Annotated in this window: 24 protein-coding genes; 16 read left to right on the top strand and 8 right to left on the bottom strand. The window is 73.6% G+C overall.

Going from position 1 to position 24823, the window contains the following annotated elements; genetic code table 11:
* Positions 1–792 precede the first annotated feature (792 nt).
* From BM093_RS36505 to BM093_RS02400, 9 genes are all read left to right on the top strand, one after another.
* Positions 793–2679: a PrsW family intramembrane metalloprotease gene (locus BM093_RS36505; protein WP_245773244.1), complete on the top strand. Its 1887-nt coding sequence runs from the start codon at positions 793–795 to the stop codon at positions 2677–2679.
* A gap of 272 nt (positions 2680–2951) precedes the next feature.
* A complete protein-coding gene (locus BM093_RS02435) occupies positions 2952–3875 on the top strand; it encodes a Rossmann-like and DUF2520 domain-containing protein (protein WP_093336649.1) in 924 nt (307 codons plus the stop codon).
* A complete protein-coding gene (gene panC / locus BM093_RS02430) occupies positions 3872–4783 on the top strand; it encodes a pantoate--beta-alanine ligase (protein WP_245773243.1) in 912 nt (303 codons plus the stop codon). The genes BM093_RS02435 and panC overlap by 4 nt, the downstream gene beginning before the upstream one ends.
* 12 nt (positions 4784–4795) lie before the next feature.
* Positions 4796–5206: an aspartate 1-decarboxylase gene (gene panD, locus BM093_RS02425; protein WP_093336387.1), complete on the top strand. Its 411-nt coding sequence runs from the start codon at positions 4796–4798 to the stop codon at positions 5204–5206.
* Positions 5206–6015 (top strand): type III pantothenate kinase, encoded by an 810-nt coding sequence (locus BM093_RS02420; protein WP_093336385.1) that lies wholly within the window; start codon positions 5206–5208, stop codon positions 6013–6015. Before panD ends, BM093_RS02420 begins: the two co-directional genes overlap by 1 nt.
* 112 nt (positions 6016–6127) lie before the next feature.
* On the top strand, positions 6128–7585 hold the full coding sequence (gene lysS, locus BM093_RS02415) for a lysine--tRNA ligase (RefSeq protein ID WP_093336646.1): 1458 nt from the start codon (positions 6128–6130) through the stop codon (positions 7583–7585).
* 226 nt (positions 7586–7811) lie between these two features.
* Positions 7812–8153, top strand: coding sequence for a histone-like nucleoid-structuring protein Lsr2 (locus BM093_RS02410; protein WP_093336383.1), 342 nt, complete (start codon positions 7812–7814; stop codon positions 8151–8153).
* A gap of 80 nt (positions 8154–8233) precedes the next feature.
* The gene (locus BM093_RS02405) at positions 8234–9061 is read left to right on the top strand and encodes a siderophore-interacting protein (RefSeq protein WP_093336381.1); all 828 of its coding nucleotides are present in this window, start codon (positions 8234–8236) and stop codon (positions 9059–9061) included.
* Between the two features lie 280 nt (positions 9062–9341).
* Positions 9342–11888 (top strand): ATP-dependent Clp protease ATP-binding subunit, encoded by a 2547-nt coding sequence (locus BM093_RS02400; RefSeq protein ID WP_093336379.1) that lies wholly within the window; start codon positions 9342–9344, stop codon positions 11886–11888.
* A gap of 101 nt (positions 11889–11989) precedes the next feature.
* Here the strand turns inward: BM093_RS02400 and BM093_RS02395 are convergent, their stop codons facing one another.
* Positions 11990–12667 (bottom strand): nucleoside/nucleotide kinase family protein, encoded by a 678-nt coding sequence (locus BM093_RS02395; RefSeq protein WP_093336643.1) that lies wholly within the window; start codon positions 12665–12667, stop codon positions 11990–11992.
* An 85-nt stretch (positions 12668–12752) separates the two neighbouring features.
* Here BM093_RS02395 and BM093_RS02390 point away from each other — a divergent pair, with 85 nt between their 5' ends.
* From BM093_RS02390 to BM093_RS02375, 4 genes are all read left to right on the top strand, one after another.
* Positions 12753–13766: a YihY/virulence factor BrkB family protein gene (locus BM093_RS02390; RefSeq protein ID WP_093336377.1), complete on the top strand. Its 1014-nt coding sequence runs from the start codon at positions 12753–12755 to the stop codon at positions 13764–13766.
* 200 nt (positions 13767–13966) lie between these two features.
* Positions 13967–15490 (top strand): acetaldehyde dehydrogenase ExaC, encoded by a 1524-nt coding sequence (exaC, locus tag BM093_RS02385; protein WP_093336374.1) that lies wholly within the window; start codon positions 13967–13969, stop codon positions 15488–15490.
* On the top strand, positions 15490–15906 hold the full coding sequence (locus tag BM093_RS02380) for a DUF779 domain-containing protein (RefSeq protein ID WP_093336373.1): 417 nt from the start codon (positions 15490–15492) through the stop codon (positions 15904–15906). Before exaC ends, BM093_RS02380 begins: the two co-directional genes overlap by 1 nt.
* 67 nt (positions 15907–15973) lie before the next feature.
* Positions 15974–16567, top strand: a complete 594-nt coding sequence (locus BM093_RS02375) for a cysteine hydrolase family protein (protein ID WP_093336371.1) — start codon at positions 15974–15976, stop codon at positions 16565–16567.
* A gap of 461 nt (positions 16568–17028) precedes the next feature.
* Here BM093_RS02375 and BM093_RS02370 read toward each other — a convergent pair whose 3' ends face one another.
* From BM093_RS02370 to BM093_RS02360, 3 genes are all read right to left on the bottom strand, one after another.
* A complete protein-coding gene (locus BM093_RS02370; RefSeq protein WP_093336369.1) occupies positions 17029–17778 on the bottom strand; it encodes an SIR2 family NAD-dependent protein deacylase in 750 nt (249 codons plus the stop codon).
* A gap of 101 nt (positions 17779–17879) precedes the next feature.
* Positions 17880–18197, bottom strand: coding sequence for an antibiotic biosynthesis monooxygenase family protein (locus tag BM093_RS02365; RefSeq protein WP_093336641.1), 318 nt, complete (start codon positions 18195–18197; stop codon positions 17880–17882).
* 10 nt (positions 18198–18207) lie between these two features.
* The gene (locus BM093_RS02360; protein ID WP_093336367.1) at positions 18208–18561 is read right to left on the bottom strand and encodes an MmcQ/YjbR family DNA-binding protein; all 354 of its coding nucleotides are present in this window, start codon (positions 18559–18561) and stop codon (positions 18208–18210) included.
* 22 nt (positions 18562–18583) lie between these two features.
* Between BM093_RS02360 and BM093_RS02355 the strand changes: the two genes are divergently transcribed.
* Positions 18584–19393, top strand: coding sequence for an alpha/beta fold hydrolase (locus BM093_RS02355; RefSeq protein ID WP_093336364.1), 810 nt, complete (start codon positions 18584–18586; stop codon positions 19391–19393).
* Here the strand turns inward: BM093_RS02355 and BM093_RS02350 are convergent.
* Both BM093_RS02350 and BM093_RS02345 read right to left on the bottom strand, forming a co-directional pair.
* The gene (locus BM093_RS02350) at positions 19390–19890 is read right to left on the bottom strand and encodes a DOMON domain-containing protein (RefSeq protein ID WP_093336362.1); all 501 of its coding nucleotides are present in this window, start codon (positions 19888–19890) and stop codon (positions 19390–19392) included. The genes BM093_RS02355 and BM093_RS02350 overlap by 4 nt on opposite strands.
* Positions 19890–20753 carry an HhH-GPD family protein gene (locus BM093_RS02345; RefSeq protein WP_093336638.1) on the bottom strand — a complete coding sequence of 288 codons (864 nt, stop codon included), beginning with the start codon at positions 20751–20753 and terminating at the stop codon, positions 19890–19892. Before BM093_RS02345 ends, BM093_RS02350 begins: the two co-directional genes overlap by 1 nt.
* A gap of 333 nt (positions 20754–21086) precedes the next feature.
* Between BM093_RS02345 and BM093_RS02340 the strand changes: the two genes are divergently transcribed.
* The gene (locus BM093_RS02340; protein WP_143105225.1) at positions 21087–21890 is read left to right on the top strand and encodes a hypothetical protein; all 804 of its coding nucleotides are present in this window, start codon (positions 21087–21089) and stop codon (positions 21888–21890) included.
* 11 nt (positions 21891–21901) lie between these two features.
* Here the strand turns inward: BM093_RS02340 and radA are convergent, their stop codons facing one another.
* Positions 21902–23281 carry a DNA repair protein RadA gene (gene radA / locus BM093_RS02335; protein ID WP_093336359.1) on the bottom strand — a complete coding sequence of 460 codons (1380 nt, stop codon included), beginning with the start codon at positions 23279–23281 and terminating at the stop codon, positions 21902–21904.
* Positions 23278–24009: a copper chaperone PCu(A)C domain-containing protein gene (locus BM093_RS02330; RefSeq protein ID WP_143105224.1), complete on the bottom strand. Its 732-nt coding sequence runs from the start codon at positions 24007–24009 to the stop codon at positions 23278–23280. The genes radA and BM093_RS02330 overlap by 4 nt, the downstream gene beginning before the upstream one ends.
* A gap of 319 nt (positions 24010–24328) precedes the next feature.
* Between BM093_RS02330 and BM093_RS02325 the strand changes: the two genes are divergently transcribed.
* Complete coding sequence (locus BM093_RS02325; protein ID WP_093336355.1) at positions 24329–24820, top strand: CarD family transcriptional regulator; 492 nt, start codon at positions 24329–24331, stop codon at positions 24818–24820.
* Positions 24821–24823: the final 3 nt, after the last annotated feature.

Below are 24823 nucleotides of genomic sequence, written 5' to 3'. Positions count from 1 at the left end.
CCCCCGGGGAAATCGGCCTCGTGGCCGACGCTGCACGTCGGGAGGTGTCGATCGAGCGTCCGACGGACGGATCGGGGCCGGTGACTGTTCCGCGGGACGCTGCGAGTGCGGGCCCGTGCCGGAGCGTCACTCCTCGCCCCGACGGTCCGTGCAGAGGCGCGTTCCGGTGAGCGGCGAAGGGGATCGGGACCGCCGGCTCGTCGGGTTCCGCGGAGCACAGCGCGTTTCGTGTTCAGCGTTCCGCGGAACGCACCGGAACAGTCGAGCGAGCGTCCGCGGAACGCGAGAAGCCCGGATCCCCGGCAGTCGGCCACGTGGCCGAAGCAGCAGACCGAGAGGTGCCCGACGAGCGTCCGCCGGAACGGATCGGGCGCCGGGCGAGCGTTCCGCGGAACGCGCACCGGTCGTCGGACCGTCGGCCTGCCGAACGCGCGGGCCGCCCTCCGCGGAAGGTGCTCCGTGGGACCACCGGTCTGCGGAACGCGCGGGCTGCCTTCCGCGGGAAGGCGCTCCGTGGGCGGCCCGCCGAAGGCGGGGGCTGCGTTCCGCGGAACGCGCTCCGTCGGACCGTCGGCCCGGGAAACGCGTGGGGTGCGTTCCGCGGAACGCGCCCCTTCGGACTATCGGCCTGCCGAAACCGCGGCCACCTTCCGGCGGGACGCAGTTGCGCGTCCGACCGTCTGCGGCAGTCGTTCGGAGCGCCACGATCGGCCGCCCGCACGGGTGTGGTTCCCGCCTCCCGTGGCGCGGGCGCTCTGTGCACGAACCGATAGTTCTCTACGCTGCCGGGCCATGTCCTTCACCGCCGCCATGACCGGCCGCTACCCGTCCGGCCCGGTCCCGGCCCCGTCGGCGAAGCGGCGCGGCGTCCTGCTGCCGGTCGTGGGACTCGTCGTCCTCGGCCTGCTTGCCGTGATCACGGTCGGGATCCTGCAGCAGGCGGTCGGGACCGGTGGCGTCGTGGTCGGGACGCTCGCGGCCCTGCTGCCGGTCGTGCCGGTGGTGAGCGCGTTCCTGTGGGTCGACCGCTGGGAACCCGAGCCGCCGGGAATGCTCATGGGCGCGTTCCTCTGGGGGGCCGGCTTCGCCGCACTGGTGTCCTTGCTGATCAACAGCAGCGCGTCCGCGGTGCTCGACGCGGCGGCCGGGCGCGGCGCGGGGGACCTGTTCGGCCCCGTCGTCGTCGCACCGGTCGTCGAGGAGTTCGCCAAGGGACTGTTCCTGGTCGGGCTGCTGGTCCTGCGGCGGCGCGAGTTCGACGGGATCGTCGACGGCATCGTCTACGCGGGCATCGTCGCCGCGGGCTTCGCGTTCAGCGAGAACATCCTCTACATCGGGCGGGCCGTCTCCGATCCCGAGACGGCCGGGGTGGTCGCGACGCTGTTCGTGCGCGGCATCGCCTCGCCGTTCGCGCACCCGCTGTTCACCTGCATGATCGGCATCGCCGCGGGGGTGGCGGTGGCCAGCCGCAGCATCGGTGTGCGCGTGCTGGCGCTGATCGGTGGGTACGTCGCGGCGGTGGTGCTGCACGCGTTGTGGAACGGCGCGTCGGTGCTGGCCGCCTCGCCGGGCGCCTTCTACCAGATCTACCTGTTCGTCATGGTCCCGATCTTCGGCGGCATGATCTTCCTGGTGGTGTTCGCCCGCCGCCGCGAGGCGCGGATCGTCGCCGCGGAGCTGCCCGCGTTCGCTTCCGCCGGCTGGATCGCGCCGAGCGAGGTGCCGCTGCTGGCCCGGCTCTCCCGGCGCCGTGGCTGGCGGACGCTGGTCCGCCGTCGCTCGGGCAAGGCCGCGGCGAAGGCGGTGGCCGACTACCAGGCGGCTGTCACCGAGCTGGCGTTCATGCGGAACCGGATCGCCCGTGGCGCGGTGCAGGACAGCGCGCACGTGCTGCACGACGAGAAGCTGGCCGCCGTGCTGCGGACCCGGGCGATCGCGGTGGGCGTGCCGGAAGCGCTGGTGGCGGCCTGGGCACAGCAGCGCCCGTCGGGCTGGGAGCCTCCGCCCCCGCCGGCACCGGACGGCAGCTTCTCCGGCGCGTTCAAGATCCCGACCTTCCCGGAGGGCCAGGTGCCGGGTACGGAACAGCCCGCTCCGGCCCCGGGCGCCGGCGCGGGGGCGACCGCGGGTCCCGGAGCGGCCGGTACGCGGCCCGGCGCGCCCGCCACGCCGGGACCTGCCGGGCCGGGGCCGGTCCCGCAGGGCCCGCCCCCGCAGACACCCGGCGGCCCGCACCGATGGCCGAGGGAGGCCGCACCGGCCCCGGACCCCCGGCGACCCGGTGGCCCGCCGCGCGGACCGGGCGCGGCGCCTCCCGGTCCCGGGGGCGCGGTGCCGCGGCCGGACCCCGGGGGCGCGCCCCGGCGACCGGGATCCGAGGCGCCGCGGTCCGGCCCGCCGGCCGCGGTCACGGGGAACGCGGACGGCGCCGCGAGCGGGCAGCCCGCAGGCCCGGACCCCGCGGCGGGCCCGACCCGCCCGGTGATGCGCGGCGCCCCGGCGCCCCGGCAGGGCGGATGCGGGGCCGGCGCGGACCCCTCTGCCCGCGGCCGGCACCACGACGATCCGGGCAACCCCGGCCCGACCCGGCCGATGCGCCGTCCGGACGACCCCGCCGGCCCGGACCCGCAGGACCCCGCACACGGTCGGCACGAGCAGGACGACCGGCCACCCCGGTGATCGCCGAACGAGGGCGGAGGGCCCGCCGGACATCCGCCGCACTGCACACCCCGTGAGCGCGCGACGCGGTGCGCGGGTGTCCCCGCACCGGCGCCGGTGCGACCGGGGCGTGCGTCGCGACACCGGGTGAAGCCGGTCATACGACGGTCACGGCGGCCCGGCGCCCGTCTACCCTCGCGTCCGGCGCACGGCCGACGCAGGCCGCGCGCGACCGCGGATTGCCCGACCGGTACCGAGCAGGACCGGAGCGGGAGGAAACGGAACTGACTGTGATCGATGCCGGCCGCCCAGCGCGGCTCGCCGTCGGCGTGGTCTCGGCCGGACGTGTCGGTTCGGTCCTGGGGGCCGCGCTCGCACGCGCGGGCCACCACGTCGTCGCCGCCTCCGGGGTCTCGAAGGCCTCGGTGAAGCGGGCCGCCGAGCTGCTCCCCGAGACGCCGCTGCTGTCCCCGGACGAGGTCTGCACCCGGGCCGACCTGGTGCTGCTCGCGGTGCCCGACGACGTCCTGCCGGGCCTGGTCCGCGGCCTCGCCGCCGCGGGTTGCTTCCGGACCGGCCAGATCGTCGTCCACACCGCGGGGTCGCTCGGGACCTCCGTGCTCGAGCCCGCCGCCGCGCACGGGGTCCTGCCGCTCGGGCTGCACCCGGCGATGACCTTCACCGGCCGCGCCGAGGACGTCGAGCGGCTCGCCTCCTGCTGTATCGGTGTGACCGCCCCCGGCCGGCCGGAGGAGGACGACGCCGACGCCGACCCGCGCGACGCCGTCGGCTGGAGCGTGGCCGAGGCGCTGGTCCTGGAGATGTCCGCCGAGCCGGTGCGCGTGCCCGAGGCGGTGCGCCCGCTCTACCACGCGGCGCTCGCGCACGGGGCCAACCACCTGATGACGCTGGTCGGCGACTGCGTCGAGCTGCTGGAGACGGCCGGTATCCGCCCCGCCGACCGGCTGATCGCGCCGCTGCTGTCCGCCGCGCTGGACAACGCGCTGCGGCACGGTGACCGGGCCCTGACCGGGCCGGTGGCCCGCGGCGACTCGGGCACCGTGCGCACCCACCTGGACCGCATCACCGCCGCCGATCCGGACCTGGCCGGCGCCTACCGCGCGCTGGCCGGGCGCACCGCCCGCCGCGCCGCGGCCGCGGGCCTGCTCGACCGGGCCGCGCTGGACGACGTCGAGAAGACCCTGGAGGAGAAGTGAGCGGTCGTACGAATCCCCCCGGCTCCGCCGCCCCGGTGGGCTCCACCCGGAACGGCTACGCGGCCGGCCGGCTCACCGTCCACTCCGACCCTGCGACGCTCACCCCGGTGACCCGCGCGCTGCGCGGGGCCGGCCGCCGGGTCGTCCTGATCCCGACGATGGGCGCGCTGCACGAGGGCCACCGGGAGCTGATCCGGCACGCCCGGCGGATCCCGGGGTCGGTCGTCCCCGTCGTGTCGATCTTCGTGAACCCGCTGCAGTTCGGGGCGGGCGAGGACCTCGACCGCTACCCGCGCCCGCTCGAAGCCGACCTGGAGGCCTGCCGGGAGGAGGGCGTCGACCTCGTGTTCACCCCGCAGGCCGAGCACATGTACCCGCCGGGGTCCGAGACCCGGATCGGCGCCGGCACGCTGGGCGACGAGCTGGAGGGGGCGACCCGCAAGGGGCACTTCGACGGCGTGCTGACCGTCGTCGCCAAGCTGTTCCACATCGTCGGCCCGGACGTCGCGATGTTCGGCGAGAAGGACTACCAGCAGCTCACGCTGGTCCGCCGGATGGTCCGCGACCTGAACTTCCCGCTCGACGTCGTGGGTGTCCCGACGGTCCGGGAGGACGACGGCGTGGCCCTGTCCTCCCGCAACGCCTACCTCGACCCGGAGCAGCGCCGGGCCGCCGGGGTGCTGGCGAGGGCGCTGGCCGCGGGGGCGTCGGTGTCCGTCCGCGGTCACGACGCGGTCGTCGCCGCGGCCCGCGCCGAGCTGGCGACCGAGCCGGACGTCGACGTCGACTACCTCGAGCTGCGCGACGCCGACCTGGGTCCGGCCCCGGACTCCGGTACCGGACGGCTGCTCGTCGCCGCCCGGGTCGGTACCACCCGCCTCATCGACAACGTGCCCGTCGCGTTCTGACAGGGAGTCCCCGTGAACCGCACGATGATGAAGTCCAAGATCCACCGCGCGACCGTCACCCAGGCCGACCTGCACTACGTCGGGTCCGTGACGATCGACGCCGACCTGATGGCGGCCGCCGATCTGCTCGAGGGCGAGCAGGTCACGATCGTCGACATCACCAACGGCGCCCGCCTGGAGACCTACGCGATCACCGGCGAGGCCGGCTCCGGAGTCATCGGGATCAACGGTGCCGCCGCCCACCTCGTGCACCCGGGCGACCTGGTCATCCTGATCTCCTACGGGTCCTACGACGAGGCCGAGCTGCGCGACTACACCCCGCGCGTGGTGTTCGTCGACGCCGACAACCGGGTCGCCGATCTCGGCGCCGATCCGGGCCACGCGCCGGAGGGGTCGGGGCTGCTGACGAGCGCGGCCCGGTAGTGCTGCTCTGCATCGACGTCGGCAACACCCACGTCTCGCTCGGCCTCTACCCCGAGCCGGAGCCGGGCGTCGACCCGTCCAGGCTGACACCCGAGCCGGAGCGCCGCTGGCGGCTGCGCACCGACACCCGCGCCACCGCCGACGAGCTCGATCTCGCGATCACCGGCCTGCTCGGCAAGCACGTCACCGAGCTGGGGTCGGTCGCCGCGCTGTCGACCGTCCCCGGCCCGTCCCGGGAGCTGCGCACGCTGCTGTCGCGGTGGTCGGACCGGATGCGCACGCTCGTCGTCGGGCCGGGTGTCCGCACCGGCGTGCCGCTGCTGGTCGACCACCCGCGCGAGGTCGGCGCCGACCGGGTGGTGAACTGCCTGGCCGCGTACCACCTGTTCGGCACCGCCTGCGTCTGCGTCGACCTGGGGACCTGCACGAACATCGACGTCGTCTCGGCGCGGGGCGAGTTCCTCGGTGGCGCGCTCGCGCCGGGGATCGACATCGCGATGCAGGCGCTGGCCGAGCAGGCGGCGTCGCTGCGCCCGGTGGACCTGGTGGAGCCGCGTTCGGTGATCGGCCGGACGACCGTGGAGGCGCTGCAGGCAGGGGTGCTCTACGGCGCCGCGGGTCAGGTCGACGGCCTCGTGCGGCGGATCCTCGCCGAGCTGGGGCCGGACGCGACGCCGGCCACGGTCGTCGTCACCGGTGGTCTCGCCGAGCTGGTCCACGGCCGGGCCGACACGATCACCCACCACGTCCCCGACCTCACGCTGCACGGGTTGCGGCTGACCCACCTGCGTCATCACCGGCCGCGCTGACCCACCCCGACCCACCGGCGTCCCGGCCGGGGCGGCGCCGATAGCCTGACCTGCCGTGAACACTCCCGGCACCCCGACCGACCCCGGACCCGAGGCAGACCTGCCCGAGCAGATGCGGGTGCGCCGGGCCAAGCGCGCGGAGCTGCTGGCCGCCGGCACCGAGGCCTACCCGGTCGAGGTCCCCCGCACGCACACGCTGCGCCAGGTCCGTGACGCCCACCCGGACCTCCCGCCGGACACCGCCACCGGCGAGAAGGTCGCCGTCGCCGGCCGCGTCCTGTTCGTGCGCAACACCGGCAAGCTCTGCTTCGCGACGCTGCGCGAGGGCGACGGCACCGAGCTGCAGGCGATGCTGTCCCTGGACCGGGTCGGCGCCGACGAGCTGGCCCGCTGGAAGGCGGTCGTCGACCTCGGCGACTTCGTGCTGGTCCGCGGCGAGGTGATCACCTCCCGGCGCGGTGAGCTCTCCGTGCAGGCCGACGAGTGGTCGATCGCCGCCAAGGCGGTCCGCCCGCTGCCCACCGCGCACAAGGAGCTCTCCGAGGAGGTCCGGGTCCGGCAGCGCTACGTCGACCTGATCATGCGACCGCAGGCGCGGGAGACGGTGCGGTCCCGCTCGACCGTGCTGCGCACGGTGCGCGACGTGCTCTCCGACCGCGGCTACATCGAGGTCGAGACGCCGATGCTGCAGCTGCTGCACGGGGGTGCGACGGCGCGTCCGTTCGTCACGAACGCGAACGCACTCGACTCGGATCTGTACCTGCGTATCGCTCCGGAGCTGTTCCTCAAGCGGTGTGTCGTCGGCGGTATCGAGAAGGTCTTCGAGCTGAACCGGGTGTTCCGGAACGAGGGGATCGACTCCACGCATTCGCCGGAGTTCGCCATGCTGGAGGCGTACCAGGCGTACGCCACCTACGACGACATGGCGGTGCTGACGCGTGAGCTGATCCAGGCCTCGGCGCGGGCTCTGTTCGGCTCCACGGTGGTGCGTCACCACGACGGCTCCGAACACGATCTGGGCGGCGAGTGGCGTTCGGTGACGCTCTACGGTTCGGTCTCCGAGGCCGTCGGCCGCGATGTGACCCCGGACACGGAACTGTCGGTTCTGCAGGAGATCGCGGCCCGGCACGACGTCGACGTCACCGATTACCCGACTCCGGCGCAGATCGTGCTCGAGCTGTTCGAGAAGCTCGTCGAGCACACGCTGATCGAGCCGACGTTCGTGCGGGACTTCCCGGTCGAGGTCCGCCCGTTGACCCGCGCGCACCGGGACGACCCGCGGCTGTCCGAGTCCTGGGACCTGATCGTGTTCGGGGTGGAGCTGGGTACCGCGTACTCCGAGCTCGTCGACCCGGTGGAGCAGCGCGAACGCCTGCACGCCCAGTCGCTCAAGGCGGCCGCGGGTGATCCGGAGGCCATGCAGCTCGACGAGGACTTCCTGCGGGCCATGGAGTACGGGATGCCGCCGACGGGCGGGATGGGCATGGGGATCGACCGGTTGCTGATGACCCTGACCGGTCTCGGCATCCGCGAGACGATCCTGTTCCCGCTCGTGCGTGGGGAATCCTAGGCGTCCGGTATCCGGGCCCGAACGAGTGGCATTCAGCTCGTTTTCTCCATTGTCACCGGCCCTCGGTCGACGCGGAGAACATTTCTCGGTTACGCTCGAAACGAGTCGGCACCGGTCATCCGCGTGGCCTCACCATTGCGTCCAGGTATTGCGCTAATCCGCACCACCTGCCGGGCCGGTTCGACTATCTGACGAACGCGCACGGTCATTCAGGGAGGCTGCGACGATGGCGCAGATCAAGGAGGTCCGGCTCGTCGACGATCTGTCCGGCGACGCCGCGGACGAAACGATCGAGTTCGGTCTCGACGGCCGCAACTACGAGATCGACCTGTCGGACGACAACGCGAAGAAGCTGCGCGACGTGCTGGCGGACTACGTCGCCGCGGCCCGCCGGGCGGCTGCCCCGGCCCGGCGCCGGGCGACGTCGAACGCGGCCGCCCGCCGTCCGTCGGTGGACCGCGAGCAGAACCAGGCGATCCGCGAGTGGGCCCGCAAGCGCGGCATGAAGGTCTCCGACCGGGGCCGCATCCCGGCCGAGGTCCTCGAGGCCTACCACCAGGAGAACTAAGGGTGACCTCACCCCGGGTGGCGGGTGAGGGGTAGCGTGGCGGAGGCCCCTTCCCCACCCGCTCCCGGGAGGTCGCCCTCATGGCACGCCGTGTCACCGAACTCCAGGTGCTGCGCACCGAACGTCTGAGCCCGCACATGGTGCGGGTGGTCGCTGGCGGTGACGGCCTGGCCGCCTTCCCGCGGACCGAGCACACCGACCGCTACGTCAAGATCCTCTTCCCGCTGCCGGGCGTCGAGTACCCCGAGCCGCTGGACATGGACGTCGTGCACGCCGAGTACCCGCGCGAGCAGTGGCCCGCCCAGCGGACCTACACCGTGCGTTCGCTCGACGACGAGGCCGGCGAACTGGTCATCGACTTCGTCCACCACGGCGACACCGGCCTGGCCGGGCCGTGGGCGGCGGCCGCGCGCCCCGGCGACCGGCTGCGCCTGCTCGGCCCCGGCGGCGCCTACGCGCCCGACCCCTCGGCGGACTGGCACCTGCTCGTCGGTGACGAGGCCGCCCTGCCCGCGATCGGCGCGGCGCTCGAGCGCATCCCGGCCGACCACCGCGCGCACGTGCTGGTGCAGGTCGACGGCCCGCAGGACGAGCTGGCGCTCCCCGGTCCCGCGGCAGCGGCCGTGCAGTGGCTGCACCGCTCCGCGGCCGGCGGGGACCCGGAGAGCACACAGCTCCTCGACGCGGTGCGTGCCCTGACCTTTCCGACGGGTCGGGTGCACGCGTTCGTGCACGGCGAGGCGATCGCGGTCCGCGAGCTGCGCCGCCACCTGACCCGCGAGCGCGGGGTCGCCAAGGACGACCTGTCGATCTCGGGGTACTGGCGCCGTGGCCGGGACGAGGAGGGGTTCCGCGAGTTCAAGGCCGCCGAGCGCGCCCGCGAGGAGGAGGCCCGGCCGGTCGGGTGAACCCGGTTCTCCGGCACCGGCGGGAACACGGTCGGTGGAGTGCGTGTTACGCCCGGCACGCGGTCCGGTGCACGTCAGGTGGAGGCGCCGGACCCCCTCGGACCGATACAGTGGTATGAGGTCTGCCCGTGAGGGCGGGCCTGGCGCGGTGTCACGCGAGGGCGCAGTGGTTCGAAGGCACAGTGTCCGACGAGGGCACGGTGCCGGACCCGGCACTGTCGGGGACGGACGGAGATGCTGGTCGCGCCGTACGTGAGGCGCAGCAGGCAAGGAGTGCGAATTGTTCGAGAGGTTCACCGACCGAGCACGACGTGTTGTCGTCCTGGCCCAGGAAGAGGCCCGGATGCTCAACCACAACTACATCGGGACCGAGCACATCCTCCTTGGCCTGATCCACGAGGGCGAGGGGGTGGCCGCGAAGGCTCTCGAGTCGCTGGGCATCGCCCTGGAGGGTGTGCGGCAGCAGGTCGAGGAGATCATCGGTCAGGGGCAGCAGGCCCCCTCCGGTCACATCCCCTTCACGCCCCGGGCGAAGAAGGTGCTGGAGCTGTCGCTGCGTGAGGCGCTGCAGCTCGGGCACAACTACATCGGGACCGAGCACATCCTGCTCGGCCTGATCCGCGAGGGTGAGGGCGTCGCGGCCCAGGTGCTGGTCAAGCTGGGCGCCGACCTCAACCGCGTCCGCCAGCAGGTGCTGCAGCTGCTGTCCGGCTACCAGGGCAAGGAGCCGGCGGAGAGCGGCACCGGCGCCCGTGGCGAGGGCACGCCGTCGTCGTCGCTGGTGCTGGACCAGTTCGGTCGCAACCTCACCCAGCAGGCCCGTGAGGGCAAGCTGGACCCGGTCGTCGGCCGGGAGAAGGAGATCGAGCGGATCATGCAGGTCCTCTCCCGGAGGACCAAGAACAACCCGGTCCTGATCGGCGAGGCCGGCGTCGGCAAGACCGCCGCCGTCGAGGGCCTGGGCCAGGCGATCGTCAAGGGCGAGGTCCCGGAGACGCTCAAGGACAAGCAGCTCTACACGCTCGACCTGGGCTCGCTGGTCGCCGGTTCCCGCTACCGCGGTGACTTCGAGGAGCGCCTCAAGAAGGTGCTCAAGGAGATCCGCACCCGCGGCGACATCATCCTGTTCATCGACGAGATCCACACCCTGGTCGGTGCGGGTGCCGCCGAGGGCGCGATCGACGCCGCGTCGATCCTCAAGCCGATGCTGGCCCGTGGCGAGCTGCAGACCATCGGCGCGACCACGCTCGACGAGTACCGCAAGTACGTCGAGAAGGACCCGGCCCTGGAGCGCCGCTTCCAGCCGATCCAGGTGTCCGAGCCGTCGGTCACGCACACCATCGAGATCCTCAAGGGTCTGCGCGACCGGTACGAGGCGCACCACCGCGTCACGATCACCGACGACGCGCTGTCCTCGGCCGCGACGCTGGCCGACCGCTACATCAACGACCGCTACCTGCCGGACAAGGCGATCGACCTGGTCGACGAGGCCGGCGCCCGGATGCGGATCCGCCGGATGACCGCTCCGCCGGACCTGCGGGAGTTCGACGAGAAGATCGCGAACGTCCGCCGGGACAAGGAGTCGGCGATCGACGCGCAGGACTTCGAGCGGGCCGCGCACCTGCGCGACCAGGAGAAGACCCTGCTCGGCGAGAAGGCCGAGCGCGAGAAGCAGTGGAAGTCCGGTGACCTCGACGTGGTCGCCGAGGTCGACGCCGAGCAGATCGCCGAGGTGCTCGGCAACTGGACCGGCATCCCGGTGTTCAAGCTGACCGAGGAGGAGACCACCCGGCTGCTGCGCATGGAGGACGAGGTCCACAAGCGCATCATCGGCCAGGAGGACGCGGTCAAGTCGGTCTCGCAGGCCATCCGGCGTACCCGGGCCGGCCTGAAGGACCCGAAGCGCCCGTCCGGCTCGTTCATCTTCGCCGGCCCGTCCGGTGTCGGTAAGACCGAGCTGTCCAAGGCGCTGGCCAACTTCCTGTTCGGCGAGGACGACGCGCTCATCCAGATCGACATGGGTGAGTTCCACGACCGGTACACGGCCTCGCGGCTGTTCGGTGCCCCTCCCGGCTACGTCGGCTACGAGGAGGGCGGCCAGCTCACCGAGAAGGTGCGGCGCAAGCCGTTCTCGGTCGTGCTGTTCGACGAGATCGAGAAGGCGCACCAGGAGATCTACAACACGCTCCTGCAGGTGCTCGAGGACGGCCGTCTCACCGACGGCCAGGGTCGCGTGGTCGACTTCAAGAACACCGTGCTGATCTTCACCTCGAACCTGGGCACCCAGGACATCTCGAAGGCCGTGGGGCTGGGCTTCTCGTCGGGCAACGACGAGGCGTCGAACTACGAGCGGATGAAGACCAAGGTCAACGACGAGCTGAAGAAGCACTTCCGCCCGGAGTTCCTCAACCGTATCGACGACATCATCGTCTTCCACCAGCTCAACCAGGACCAGATCATCGAGATGGTCGACCTGATGATCGGGCGGGTGGAGCAGCAGCTGGCCAACAAGGACATGGCCATCGAGCTCACCGAGCGCGCCAAGAAGCTGCTGGCGCGCCGCGGGTTCGACCCGGTCCTCGGTGCCCGCCCGCTGCGCCGGACGATCCAGCGCGAGATCGAGGACCAGCTGTCGGAGAAGATCCTCTTCGGCGAGCTGGAGGCCGGTCAGATCGTGCTGGTCGACGTCGAGGGGATCGACGAGGACGCTCCGGAGGACTCGAAGGCCCACGACGACAAGGCGCACTTCACGTTCCGTGGTGAGCGCAAGCCGTCGGAGCCGGTGCCCGACACCCCGCCGACCGCGCTCGCGGGTGGCGAGGAGTGAGCTGACCGTTCGCACCTGACGCAGGGCCCGTCCCGGGACTCCCGGGACGGGCCCTGCGTCGTGTTCGGGGCCGTCGTGTGCAGGGCCGTCGTGTGCGGGCCTCAGGCCGGGAGATCGGCGCAGGCGGCGACGAGGTCCGCGTGCGGCCGGGTGCCCGCGACGAGACGGGCGTTCGGCTCGTCGGTGTGCTGTACCCAGGCCCGGGCCGCGTCCGGGGTCTTGCCGAAGCGGATGTGCCGGGCCACCAGCCGTTCCACGCGGAGCGCCTCGTCGGTCTCGTGGAACCAGACCTCGTCGAACGCGGCCCGCACGGCCCGCCACCCCGGGGTGTCGACGAGCAGGTAGTTCCCCTCGCTGACGACCAGCCGGCAACCCGGGTGCACCGGGATGGAGCCGGCGACGGGCTGCTCGATCTCCCGGTCGAAGGCGGGCGCGTAGACCGGTCCGGCCTCGCGGCCCGGCGCGGCGCGCAGCCGTCGCAGCAGCGCCGCGTAGCCGGCGGGATCGAACGTGTCCGGGGCGCCCTTGCGGTCGCGGCGGCCGAGCCGGTCCAGCTCGACGTCGGCGAGGTGGAACCCGTCCATCGGGACGTGCACCGCGGTGCCGGGCCGCTCCGCCTCCAGTGCCGCGACGACGGCGCGGGCCAGGGTCGTCTTCCCCGCGCCGGGGGCGCCGGCGATGCCGAGCACGGCGCGTCCGTCCCGGTGCGCCAGCCGCCGGGCGCGGTCGACCAGCGCGTCGAGGTGCGTGATCCGCTCCGGTCCGTCCCGCTCCGTCATCGCCCCCCGCTCCGCCATCGCCGCCCGCTCCGCTCGCGGTCGTCCACATCGTGGCAGCCCGTGATCGGCAGTAGGTTCGGCCGGTATGAGCTCGGTGCGGCCGGTCCCGGAGACCAGCCTGATGTCCGGCGACCGGCTGTCCGTCGACGATGCCGCCCACACGCTGCGTCGGTACGGCCTCGTGCACCTGCTGCGCGCCGGAGCCCTGCGGTTCCGCTACGGCGACGGCTTCTCGCACGCCCGCGCGTTCGCCCTGCAGCTGGCGCTGGCCGCGGTGCCGTTGCTCATCGCGGGCGTCGGGCTGGCGGCGTCGGCCGGGGCGGAGGGTGTCTCGGAGGTCGTCGCACGGACCGTGCTGGCGCTCTCGCCGGGGACCAGCGACGAACTGGTCGAACAGGCCGTTCGTGGTGACGCCCCGTCCCGGGCCGGGGACGACGACTCCCCGGTCGCCGAGCGCGGCGAGCTCGTCCTCGGGCTCGGGTTGCTCACCGCGTTCGGGGCGGCCACCTCGGCCTTCGCCCAGCTGGAGCGGGGCGCGAACCGGATCTACGGCACCGAGCGGGACCGCCGGTTCGTGGCGAAGTACGCCCGGGCCGCCCTGCTCACCGGCACGGCCGGTGCCGCGATGGCGGCCGGACTGCTGCTGATCGTCGCGGGCGAGCCCTTCGGGGACGCCGTCCGCGAGGTGTACCGCTGGGGGCCGGTGGCGGAGACGGTGTGGGACGTCGTGCGCTGGCCGGTCGGCCTGGTACTGCTCGTCGTCGCGGTGACGGCGCTGCTGCGGTTCGCACCGCGCCGCCGTCAGCCCGGACCCTCCTGGCTCGCCGCGGGTGCGGCGGTGACCGTGCTGGCCTGGCTCGCGGGCTCCGGGCTTCTGGCAGTCTACGTCGTCGTCGCCGAGGGTTTCGGCGAGACCTACGGCCCGCTGACGGCGGTGATGGCCCTGCTGATCTGGGCGAACGTCACCGGCGTCGCGCTGCTCGCCGGGATCGCGCTGGCCGCGCAGCTGGAGGCGGTGCGTGCGGGGGAGGACGATCCCCGACTGCCCGACTCGGACGACGACGGCATTCCCGACCACACCGATCCGGGGCGTCGGTGAGCGATCGCTGAGCACAGACTTACTAAGCAGAGCCTTGCCTGAACCGAAACCGTGGAATCGGTACTGTCCCCAGGGTGAGGTTCCGCAGCTGCGTGCAACTTCCGTGCAACCTTGGTCTTCGTAGTGTCCGGCGTCACCCCGCAGCCGCGCGTCACGCGTGCGCTCGGTCCGACGAAGCACCCCTACGGGAAGGACCAACGATGGCCGTCTACGCCAACCCGGGTCAGCCGGGCAGTGTCGTCTCGTTCAAGCCGCGCTACGACCACTTCATCGGGGGCGAGTACGTCGCGCCGGCGAAGGGTCAGTACTTCGAGAACCCGACCCCGATCACCGGGCAGAACTTCACCGAGGTCGCCCGCGGCACCGCCGACGACGTCGAGAAGGCCCTCGACGCCGCGCACGCCGCCGCACCCGCCTGGGGGAAGAGGCCGCCGGCCGAGCGGGCCGACATCCTCAACAAGATGGCCGACCGGATCGAGGCCAACCTCGAGCTCGTCGCCGTCGCCGAGTCCTGGGAGAACGGCAAGGCCTGCCGCGAGACCCTCGCCGCCGACATCCCGCTGGCCATCGATCACCTGCGCTACTTCGCCGGCGCGATCCGGGCCCAGGAGGGCAGCCTCTCCCAGGTCGACGAGGACACCGTCGCGTACCACTTCCACGAGCCGCTGGGCGTCGTCGGTCAGATCATCCCGTGGAACTTCCCGATCCTGATGGCGATCTGGAAGCTGGCCCCCGCGCTGGCCGCCGGCAACGCGGTCGTGCTCAAGCCGGCCGAGCAGACCCCGGTCTCGATCCACGTCCTGATGGACCTGGTCGCCGACCTGCTCCCGCCCGGTGTGGTCAACATCGTCAACGGCTTCGGGGTCGAGGCCGGCAAGCCGCTGGCGTCGAACAAGCGCATCTCGAAGATCGCCTTCACCGGGGAGACCACGACCGGCCGGCTGATCATGCAGTACGCGTCGGAGAACCTGATCCCGGTCACCCTGGAGCTGGGTGGCAAGAGCCCGAACATCTTCTTCGACGACGTCGCGGCCCAGCAGGACGCCTTCTACGACAAGGCGCTGGAGGGCTTCGCGATGTTCGCCCTGAACCAGGGCGAGGTCTGCACCTGCCCGTCGCGTGCCCTGATCCAGGGCGGCATGTACCGGGAGTTCCTGGAGCAGGCGGTCAAGCGCACCGAGCAGATCAAGCAGGGCAACCCGCTCGACACCGACACCCAGATCGGCGCGCAGGCCTCGAACGACCAGTTCGAGAAGATCCTCTCCTACATCGACATCGGCCGGCAGGAGGGCGCGAAGGTGCTCACCGGCGGGGAGCGGGCGGACCTCGGTGGTGAGCTCGCCGGCGGCTACTACATCCGGCCGACGGTCTTCGAGGGCAACAACTCGATGCGGATCTTCCAGGAGGAGATCTTCGGGCCGGTCCTCTCGGTGGCCCGGTTCGACGACTACGCCGACGCCATGAAGATCGCCAACGACACGCTGTACGGCCTCGGCGCCGGGGTGTGGAGCCGGGACGCCACCACCGCCTACCGCGCGGGCCGCGAGATCCAGGCCGGCCGGGTGTGGGTGAACAACTACCACGCCTACCCGGCGCACGCGGCCTTCGGCGGCTACAAGCAGTCCGGCATCGGCCGCGAGAACCACAAGATGATGCTGGACCACTACCAGCAGACCAAGAACATCCTGCAGAGCTACTCGCCGAACGCGCTGGGCTTCTTCTGATGCCCTCGGCGGGCGGCGCCACCGCTCCGGACACCGTTCCGGAGCGGGTGGCGCTGACGCCGGCCGCCGCCGACCTGCTGGTCGGGCTGACCGACCTGCACGGCCCGCTGATGTTCCACCAGTCCGGCGGGTGCTGCGACGGCAGCGCGCCGATGTGCTTCCCCGACGGGGAGTTCACCACCGGCGACTCGGACGTCCACCTGGAAGACCTCCGGGTGGACGGGCTGGAGCGGCCGATCGGCTTCTGGATGTCGGCGTCGCAGTACGAATACTGGAAGCACACCCATCTGACCGTCGATGTGGTGCGGGGCCGCGGCAGCGGGTTCTCGGTCGAGGCGCCCGAGGGCGTCCGGTTCCTGATCCGCTCCCGGCTCCTCACCGACGACGAGCTGCGGGCACTGCAGAAGCACCACTGACCCGCCGCGGGCCCGGGACCGTGTTCCCGGGCCCGCGGTACTTCCCACCTGCACCAGGAGGACGACGGTGTCCGAACCACACACCCTGCGCGGGCTGATGGGGCTGCCGGCCGAGCCCGCTCCGCTGTCCCGCTCCGCACTGATCATGATCGACCTGCAGAACACCTACACCAGGGGTGTGATGCGCCTGGAGAACGTCGAGCCGGCGCTGGAGGAGGCCGCCAGCCTGCTCGACCGGGCCCGCTCGGCGGGGGCGCGGGTCGTCCACGTCCGGCACGACGCCGGTGCGGGCACGCCGTACGACGTCAACGCCCCGATCGGCGCGATCCACCGCTCCGTCGCGCCGCGCGACGGGGAGCCGGTGGTCACGAAGAACTTCCCGAGCTCGTTCGTGCAGACCGGACTGGCCGACCTGCTCGACGGCTACCAGGACCTGGTGCTCGCCGGGTTCATGACGCACATGTGCGTGAACTCCACCGCGCGCAGTGCGTTCTCGGGCGGCTACGCGCCCACCGTCGTCGCGGCGGCGACCGCGACCCGTGACCTGCCGAACGTCGACGGGACCACGGTCCCGGCCGCCCAGGTGCACGCCGCCGCCCTCGCCGGGCTGTCGGACCTGCCGGGCATCGTGGTGCCCGACCACACCTCCGTGCCGGACTGAGGGGCGGACCGGCCCCGGGCTCCGATCCAGCCCTCGCCCCAGCCTGGCCCTCGGCTCCGGGCTGCGCCTCTTGGCGCTCCGTCCCGGCCCGTGCGCCGCGTGCTTGTGTAGCCGCGTGCTCGTGCGCCGTTGCCCCGTGCCCCGTGCGCAGAGCCCGGCGCCCGTGCCCGGCGCCCGTGTGGCCCCGAGGGGCACCCTCGTAGCGCCATGTGCCGCCAGGGTGCCCCTCGGGGCGTTCCGGGGCGGCAGGGGACGGCACTCGGTGCCCGGAACCCGGTGCGCGGTGCCTGGTGCTCGGTGCCCGGTGCGCCGTGCTCCGAGGGGCACCCTCGTGGCGTCACGTGCCGCCAGGGTGCCCCTCGGGGCGTCCCCGGGTTCCCGCGGAGTGGCCGGACTGCCCGGCGCCGCCGGAGCTGGGTGGGCGGTTCCGGGCCGGGGTGGGTCGGTCGGCACGCTGCGGCTCAGGAGCGCTGCAGGGCCTCGTCGATCGCGGCGAGTGTGGCAGCGGCCGGTGCGGGGATGCCGGTTCCGCGGCCGTGCCGCACCTGCGGCTCCCGGACGTTGATCCGCACCAGCGCCCCGGTCGCGGCGGAGGCGAGCTCGGAGCGCCGCCGCACCGTGGGCAGGGCCGTCCCCGCCCCGAGCTCGACGACGGCGACCCCGGACCGGTGCTCGGCCAGCCAGTCCACGTGCCGCTGCAGCGCCGGTGCCGCCTGCGCGTCGTCCCACCCGCCGTCACCGAACATCAGGATCGACGGCCGCGCCAGCCCGCCGCACCCGGGACAGCGCGGCAGCGGACCCACTGCACGCATGGTGTCCTCGTCGATTGTCACCTCGACGTCGTCGGCCGGCCACACCCCGTACCCGCACAGCCGCAGGCACTGCAGGTGGTGGATCGAACCGTGCACCTCGGCGACGTCCTCCGGGGCGAAGCCGGCCCGCTGGAACTGGCCGTCCACGTTGGAGGTGAACACGTTCGCGGGGAGCCGTCGGGCCCAGCGCTGCAGGACCGCGAAACCCGGGTGCGGGTCGGTCCGCCGGTACAGGTGCAGGCGATGGCCGTAGAAACCCCAGGCGAGCCCGGGGTCGTCGGCGAAGTGCTCCGGGTCGGCGAGCTCGGAGAAGTTCAGGCCCAGCCGCGCGTACGGCGGGTAGGCCCGCCAGAACCCCTCGCCGCCGCGGAAGTCGGGCAGCCCGGAGTCGACGCCCATCCCGGCGCCCGCGGTGATCAGCAGCGCTCCGGCGGACCGGATCAGCCCGGCCGCCGCGGCGATCTCGTCGGGAAACGCCGCAGCGACCTCGCGGGCCTCGATCAGGACTCCGCCGCGATCTTCTCGAGGTCGACGACCTCGAACTCCAGGAGCGACGCGCCCGACGCCACCGGCTTCGGCGAGCGCCGGCCGGCGTGCGCCTCTCCCGCCGACCCGTCCCGCCAGGCCTGGTACGCCTCCTCGGTCTCCCAGTGGGTCATCACGAAGTACCGGTCGTCCCCGGCGACCGGACGCAGCAGCTGGAACGAGATGAACCCCGGCTGCCCGTCGACGGCGCCGAGGCGGTGCGCGAACCGCTTCTCCAGCTCCGGCCCGGCGTTCTCGGGCACCTCGATCGCATTGATCTTCACAACGGCCATGACGTCCACGTTAGCCGTCGCCGGCCGCCTCGACCCGCATGCGCCAGGCGTCCCCGACCAGCTCCGCCAACCGATCGGCGCCGACCTGCTCCAGTCGGACCAGGACCAGCGGCCACCGCTCGTAGCCGGGCGCGGTGAAGAACAGCTCGGGCTCGCCGAGCAGCAGCGCCTGCCGCTCCGCCTCGTCGCCGACGAAGAGCACGGCCACGTCGGTGCGGATCACCCGCCGGCTGCCGGGCACCCGCTCCGGGTACGACCAGACGAACCCCTTGCCCCGCACCCGGAAGTCGAACCCGTCACTGGGGATCTCCACGACGTCGTCCAGCGCGAGTGCGATCCGGCGGAGGTCGTCGGCGTCGGCCATGGGGGCAGCCTAGGGTCGGCGCATGCTCGCGTCGGACGGAGTGGAGCTCGCCGTCACCTCGTTCGGCGGGACCGGGCGGCCGATCGTGCTGCTGCACGGGTTGATGAGCTGTGCCGAGAGCTGGCGTCCGCGGGCGGCGGCGCTGTCCGGCCATGGCCGCGTGCTGGCCCCGGACGCCCGCGGTCACGGCCGCTCCGGGCGCCCCGACGGTGCGGCCCCGGCCCCGCATGGCTGGTCGCCGCACCGCCTGGCGGCCGACGTCGTCGAGCTGCTGGAACGCACCGGCCCGGCGACCCTGGTCGGCCACTCGATGGGCGGGATCTCGGCGCTGCTGGCCGCGGTCCGGTGCCCGGAGCTGGTGCGGGCCCTGGTCGTCGAGGACTCGCCGCTGGATCTGACCGGCGTCCCGCCGGGCCTGCTCGACGACATGCGTGCGTGGTTCACCGCGGTCGCCGGGCCGCACCCGTCCCGCGCGGAGCTGGAGCGGGTGTTCGGCCGTCCACGGCCCGAGGTGGGTGTCCACATGGGATCCTGTGCGGTCCGCCGGGCGGACGGCTGGTGGCTGGCCTGCGACGTCGGTGACGCCCTGGAGATCGCCGCGCACTGGACGCGGGAGTCGCTGCTCGACGAGGCCTCCCGGGTCCGGGCACCGCTGCTGGTGATCGAGGCGGAGGAGTCGGTCGTCCCGCCGGGGCAGCTGGAGCTGCTGGCCGCGCGGGTACCCGGTGCGCGGCACGTCCGGCTGCCCGGGACCGGGCACCTGGTGCACGACGCCGACCCGCAGGCCTGGACGGCCGAGGTCACCGCGCTGCTCGAGCCGCGTCGTACCTAACCGGCGGTGGCCAGCACCTCGGTCTCCCCGGTGCGCGAGTCGTGCAGCTCGACCGCGGTGATCCGCGCCCGCACCGGCTCGGGCGGGTGCAGCAGGGTGAACGCCTCGGCCGGGCGCCCGGTCGCGAGCACCACGTGCGGCAGCCACGAGCCGGGCAGGTGTGCCGCGTGCGCGCCCCGCACCCGCCCGGCCAGCGCGTCGTGCACCGCGGTGTGCACGGCGAGCACCTCCGGGTCGGTCACGGCGGCGAGGACGAGCGCGTCGTCGTCCCAGGTGACGGAGCCGAGCGTGGCCAGCCACAGCGCGGGCAGCGCCACCAGCCGCAGCTCGGCGGCCAGCGCGTCCCGGGCCGGGCGGCCGACGGTGCCCGCGGCGGCCACCGTGACGTGCGGGGTGCCGGCGGCCGCCGGGAGCCCGGCCGCGCCGAGCCGGTGGCGCAGCGCGGTCAGCGCGGCGACGGCGGCGCCGTCGAGCCGGAACCGTACGGTGCTGGGCATCAGACCGGCAGGGCGAATCGGCCGTCGTCGGTCTGCTCGGCCAGCCCGTCCACCAGCAGCGAGTGCAGGCAGCGGTCGCGCTGGCCCGCGTCGGACCACACGGCGTCGAGCGCGGCGCGCTCCACCGGGCCGGGTGCGGTGCGCAGCACGTCCATGAGCTTGCCGCGGACCTGCCGGTCGGTGCCCGCGAAGCCCTGCACCGGCTTGCGCGGGCCGTCGTAGGCCGGTTTCCCGGCGGCGAGCCAGGCGCACGCACCCGCGGCCGGGCACAAGCCGCAGCGCGGTGCCCGGGCGGTGCACACGACCGCGCCCAGCTCCATCAGCCCCGCCGAGACGACGGCGGCGCCGGCGTCGTCGTCGGGCAGCAGTGCGTCGACGTCGGCGAGATCGGCCCTGGTCCGGGCCGGTCCGGCGTCCCCCTGCCCGTGCACGGCCCGGGCCACCACCCGGCGCACGTTGGTGTCGACGACGGGCGCGCGCAGCCCGTACCCGAACGCGGCCACCGCCCGTGCGGTGTAGGAGCCGACGCCGGGCAGCGCCTCGAGCGTCTCGACGTCGGAGGGGACGGCGTCGCCGTGCTGTCCGGCGATCGCGGCCGCGGCGTCGTGCAGCCGGATCGCGCGGCGCGGGTACCCGAGCTTCCCCCAGGCCCGCAGTACGTCCGAGCGCGGTGCCGCGGCGAGTGCCGACGGCGCCGGCCAGCGTGCCATCCAGTCGTTCCAGACCGGCTCGACCCGGGCCACCGGGGTCTGCTGGAGCATGAACTCGCTCACGAGCACGCCCCACGGCGTGGTCCCGGGGCGCCGCCAGGGCAGGTCCCGGGCCTCGGCCCGGAACCACGGGGAGATCAGCTCGGCCAGCACCCGCCCAGTGTCGCCCGGGCCGCCGATGATCACGGAACCGGTACCGGACGGGGGGTGGCCGTCGCCGGGACGGTGGCCCGCAGCACCGTGACGCGCCGGTCCGGGCGGGGCTGTCCGGTCACCCACGGTCGCGTGACCACCTCTCCGGGTGGCGGCGGGCGCCGTGCCGTCCGACGTGGACCGGACCGCGGGCCCCGACCGGCCACGCGTCCGTGGTCACCGTCCCCCGGACGGGGCCGCCGTGCTCCCTCACAGGGGTCGACCTGTGCCGGACGGGTCGGTCCCGGCGCGGCGATGACGACATCGGGTAACGACGGATCTACCGTCGGTGACGTGTTGGACCCGGTGGGACCCCTGCCGGCGTCGGTCTACTGGCGTCGGCGTGCAGTCGCGGTCGGCGGCGCGCTGCTGGCGCTGCTGGCGGTGCTCGGGCTGACCACCTGGCTGCTCGTCCCCGGCGGATCCGACCTGCCCGCCGACCGCGCGGCACACTCCACACCGGACGACCGGGCGGCGGCTCCCCCGAAGCCGAAGCCGAAGCCGGAGCAGGACCCGGCCAGGCTCGCCGCACAGACCCCGCTCCCCACACCCACCGGACCCGGGGCTCCCCCCGGGACGGCGGGATCGTCCCCCGGGCCCGCGACCCCGAACGCGGGCCCGGGGGACGAGACGGTCCGTCCGGACGACACGCCCCGGCCCTCGGTGCCGGTGCCCGACGCCGTGGCCTCGCCGCCCACCGGGCCCGTCCCGTGCGGTGACGGGATGATCGAGGTGCGTGCGGAGACCGGCCGCCCGACGTACGCGGCGGGGGCGCGCCCGGAGCTGCGCCTGGTCGTCACCAACACCTCCGGCCAGCCCTGCGTGCGCGACCTGGACGGCGCGGAGCAGGAGATCGCGGTCTGGAGCGGCGACGGGGAACGGAAGCTCTGGTCGTCCAACGACTGCGTCAACCCGGCCACCGAGGACCTGCGGACCCTGGTGCCGGGGCAGCCGGTGGCGTTCGCGGTGACCTGGAGCGGACTCGGCTCCGAGCCCGGCTGCGCCGCCGGGCGCGAGCGGGTCGGGCCTGGCGGGTACCGGGTGCTCGCCCGGCTGGGCGCGGTCGTCGGCGAGCCGGTGCCGCTGCTGCTGACCTGACGGGGTGACGGTCAGCGCAACCGGGACATGATCTCGGTCAGCGTCGACGCCTCGGTGATCTTCATGCCGGCCGAGCCGACCTCGGCGCCCGCCGGGACGATCGCCCGGGTGAAGCCCAGCCGGGCCGCCTCGGCCAGCCGTCGTCCGACGCCGTGCACCCGGCGCAGCTCCCCGGCGAGACCCAGCTCGCCGAGGACGATCAGGTCGGCGGGCAGCCGGACGTCACGCTTCGCCGAGACGACCGCGAGCGCGATCGCCAGGTCGGCGGCCGGTTCGGCGATCCGCATGCCGCCGACGGTCGCGGTGTAGACCTCGGCGTCGTGCAGCTTGAGCCCGCCGCGGCGCTCGATCACGGCGAGCAGCATCGGCACCCGGGACGCGTCCAGCCCGGTGACCGCCCGCCGCGGGCTGGGGATGTTCGCCCCGGCCACCAGCGCCTGCACCTCGGCCAGCAGCGGACGGCGGCCGTCCATCACGACGGTGACCGCGGTCCCCGGCTGCACGCCGTCGGCGCCCTGCCCGAAGCGGCCGACGAACAGCCCGGACGGGTCGGGCAGCCCGACGATGCCGGAGTCGCGCAGCTCGAAGCAGCCGACCTCGTCGGCCGGGCCGAACCGGTTCTTCACCCCGCGCACCATCCGCAGCGCGGAGTGCTTGTCGCCCTCGAAGTGCAGCACCACGTCGACCAGGTGCTCGAGCACCCGTGGACCGGCGATGCCGCCGTCCTTGGTGACGTGGCCGACCAGCAGCACGGCCAGGCCGCGCTCCTTGGCCAACGCGGTCAGCCCGACGGTGACCGCGCGGGTCTGGGTGACCCCGCCCGGGCTCCCGTCCACCGTGGCGGTGGACATGGTCTGGATCGAGTCGACGACCAGCAGCGACGGCCGGAGCGCCTCGACGTGCCCGAGCACCGACTCCAGGTCGGACTCGGCGGCGAGGTAGAGCTCGTCGTGCACGCCGCCGGTGCGTTCGGCACGCAACCGGACCTGCCCCGCGGACTCCTCGCCGGAGACGTAGAGGACCCGCGAGCGGGCCGCGGCACGCGCGGCGACCTCCAGCAGCAGCGTGGACTTGCCGACGCCGGGCTCGCCGGCGAGCAGCACGACCGCACCCGGGACGAGCCCCCCGCCGAGCACCCGGTCGAGCTCGTCGACCCCGGTCGCGCGGGCCCGCGCCGAGTCCAGCTCGACCTCGGCGATCCGCCGGGCCGGGGTGCTCGGGGCGCCGGCGACGACCGTCCGGCCGCCCGCCGCCCGCGGCGCCTCGGCCAGCTGCTCGAGCGAACCCCACGCCTGGCAGCCGGGGCAGCGCCCGACCCACTGGGCGCTGCGGTGGTCGCACTCGGTGCAGCGGTAGCCGCCCGAGCGGGTGGTGCGGCTGCGCGGCGTCAGTTGCCGGCGGCGCCGCCCGAGCCGCTGCCCTCGTTGCCCGGGGCCGACTCGACACCGGACGGCTCCTGGCCGGGCTGCTCGACCGGCGGCGTCTCGGCCTCGCCACCGCCGTCGCCACCCACGCCGGTCTCCGCGCTGTTGGCACCGGCGTGCTCACCCGGCGCGCCGGGGATGCGCTCGGGCTCGGCCCCGGGGGCGCCCTCGGCCGGGATCGCGGTCGGCACGTCGGTGGTGACCGAGCCGGCCCGCTCGAACACGAAGGTCATCGGGACGCTGGTCCCGGCTGCGATGGGCTGGGTCAGTCCCTCGGCGACGAGCTGGAACGAGCGGGCGTTCGTCGGGGTGAGCGAGGAGTTGCCGGCCGAGACCAGCGCGACGTCCTGCGGCAGGGTCGCGTCGCCCTGGATCCGGACGTTCGAGGCGGCCGGGCTGCTCACCGAGACCAGCCGGTCCGCGGTCGCGCCCGAGTTGACCAGGGTGGCGCGGATCGGTGCGCTGGTGCCGCGGGCGTACAGCGCGGCCGGTCCGGCGGGGGAAGCGGGGTAGGCGATCTGCACGTCGCGCAGGTCGACCTGGCCGACCGACGCGTTCAGGCCGTTGGTCGCGGCGACCTGCTGGGCGGTCTGGGAGAGCTGGCCGGCCCCGCAGCCGCTCAGCAGCAGACCGGAAAGGGCGACGGCTCCGGCGACCCCGGCCAGGGTCCGGAGTGGACGGCGGTTGCGGCTCACGGTCGGCGTGTCCTTCCTGCCGGCCGGGAACTGCTCCCGGCTCGTCCGACGGAACTGTGCGGAAGGCGCGGGGAGCGCGCATTCCGCCCCGGAGCCTAGTCTCGTGCGGTCGGCGAGTGCGCGGTCGGTCGCCCACCTCACGACCGCCCGTCGTGTGACGACCCGGCGGCGCGCGGGTGTCCGTCCGCGCGCCGCACCTGCGGGGAACACGTTTTTTCGGCATTGTCAACCCCCTGACCTGCGACGACGGTGAAAGCCGGTCTCCGGCCCACGCGGACGGCGTGATAATCTGGAGCCAGCGAAAGGGGCCAGAGGACACATGGTTTTCAAGGTCGGAGAGACCGTCGTCTACCCGCACCACGGTGCCGCACTCATCGAGGCGATCGAGACTCGGACGATCAAGGGTGAGGAAGTTCAGTACCTCGTCCTGAAGGTCCAGCAGGGAGATCTGACGGTCCGCATTCCCGCTGACAACGTCGAGGTCGTCGGCGTCCGGGACGTCGTGGGCCAGGAGGGCCTGGATCGGGTCTTCGAGGTGTTGCGCGCGCCGCACACCGAGGAGCCGACCAACTGGTCCCGCCGGTACAAGGCCAACTGGGAGAAGTTGACCTCCGGTGACGTGAACAAGGTGGCCGAGGTCGTGCGTGACCTCTGGCGCCGTGAGAAGGACCGGGGGCTGTCCGCGGGCGAGAAGCGGATGCTCGCCAAGGCGCGGCAGATCCTGGTCAGCGAGCTGGCGCTGGCCGAGGGCACCGACGAGGAGCGGGCCGAGGTCCTGCTCGACGAGGTGCTCGCCACCGCGACCGCCTGAGCC

The organism is Pseudonocardia ammonioxydans, from assembly GCF_900115005.1.
Taxonomy (GTDB): Bacteria; Actinomycetota; Actinomycetes; order Mycobacteriales; family Pseudonocardiaceae; genus Pseudonocardia; species Pseudonocardia ammonioxydans.
This window is presented reverse-complemented; position numbering and strand designations above follow the sequence as displayed.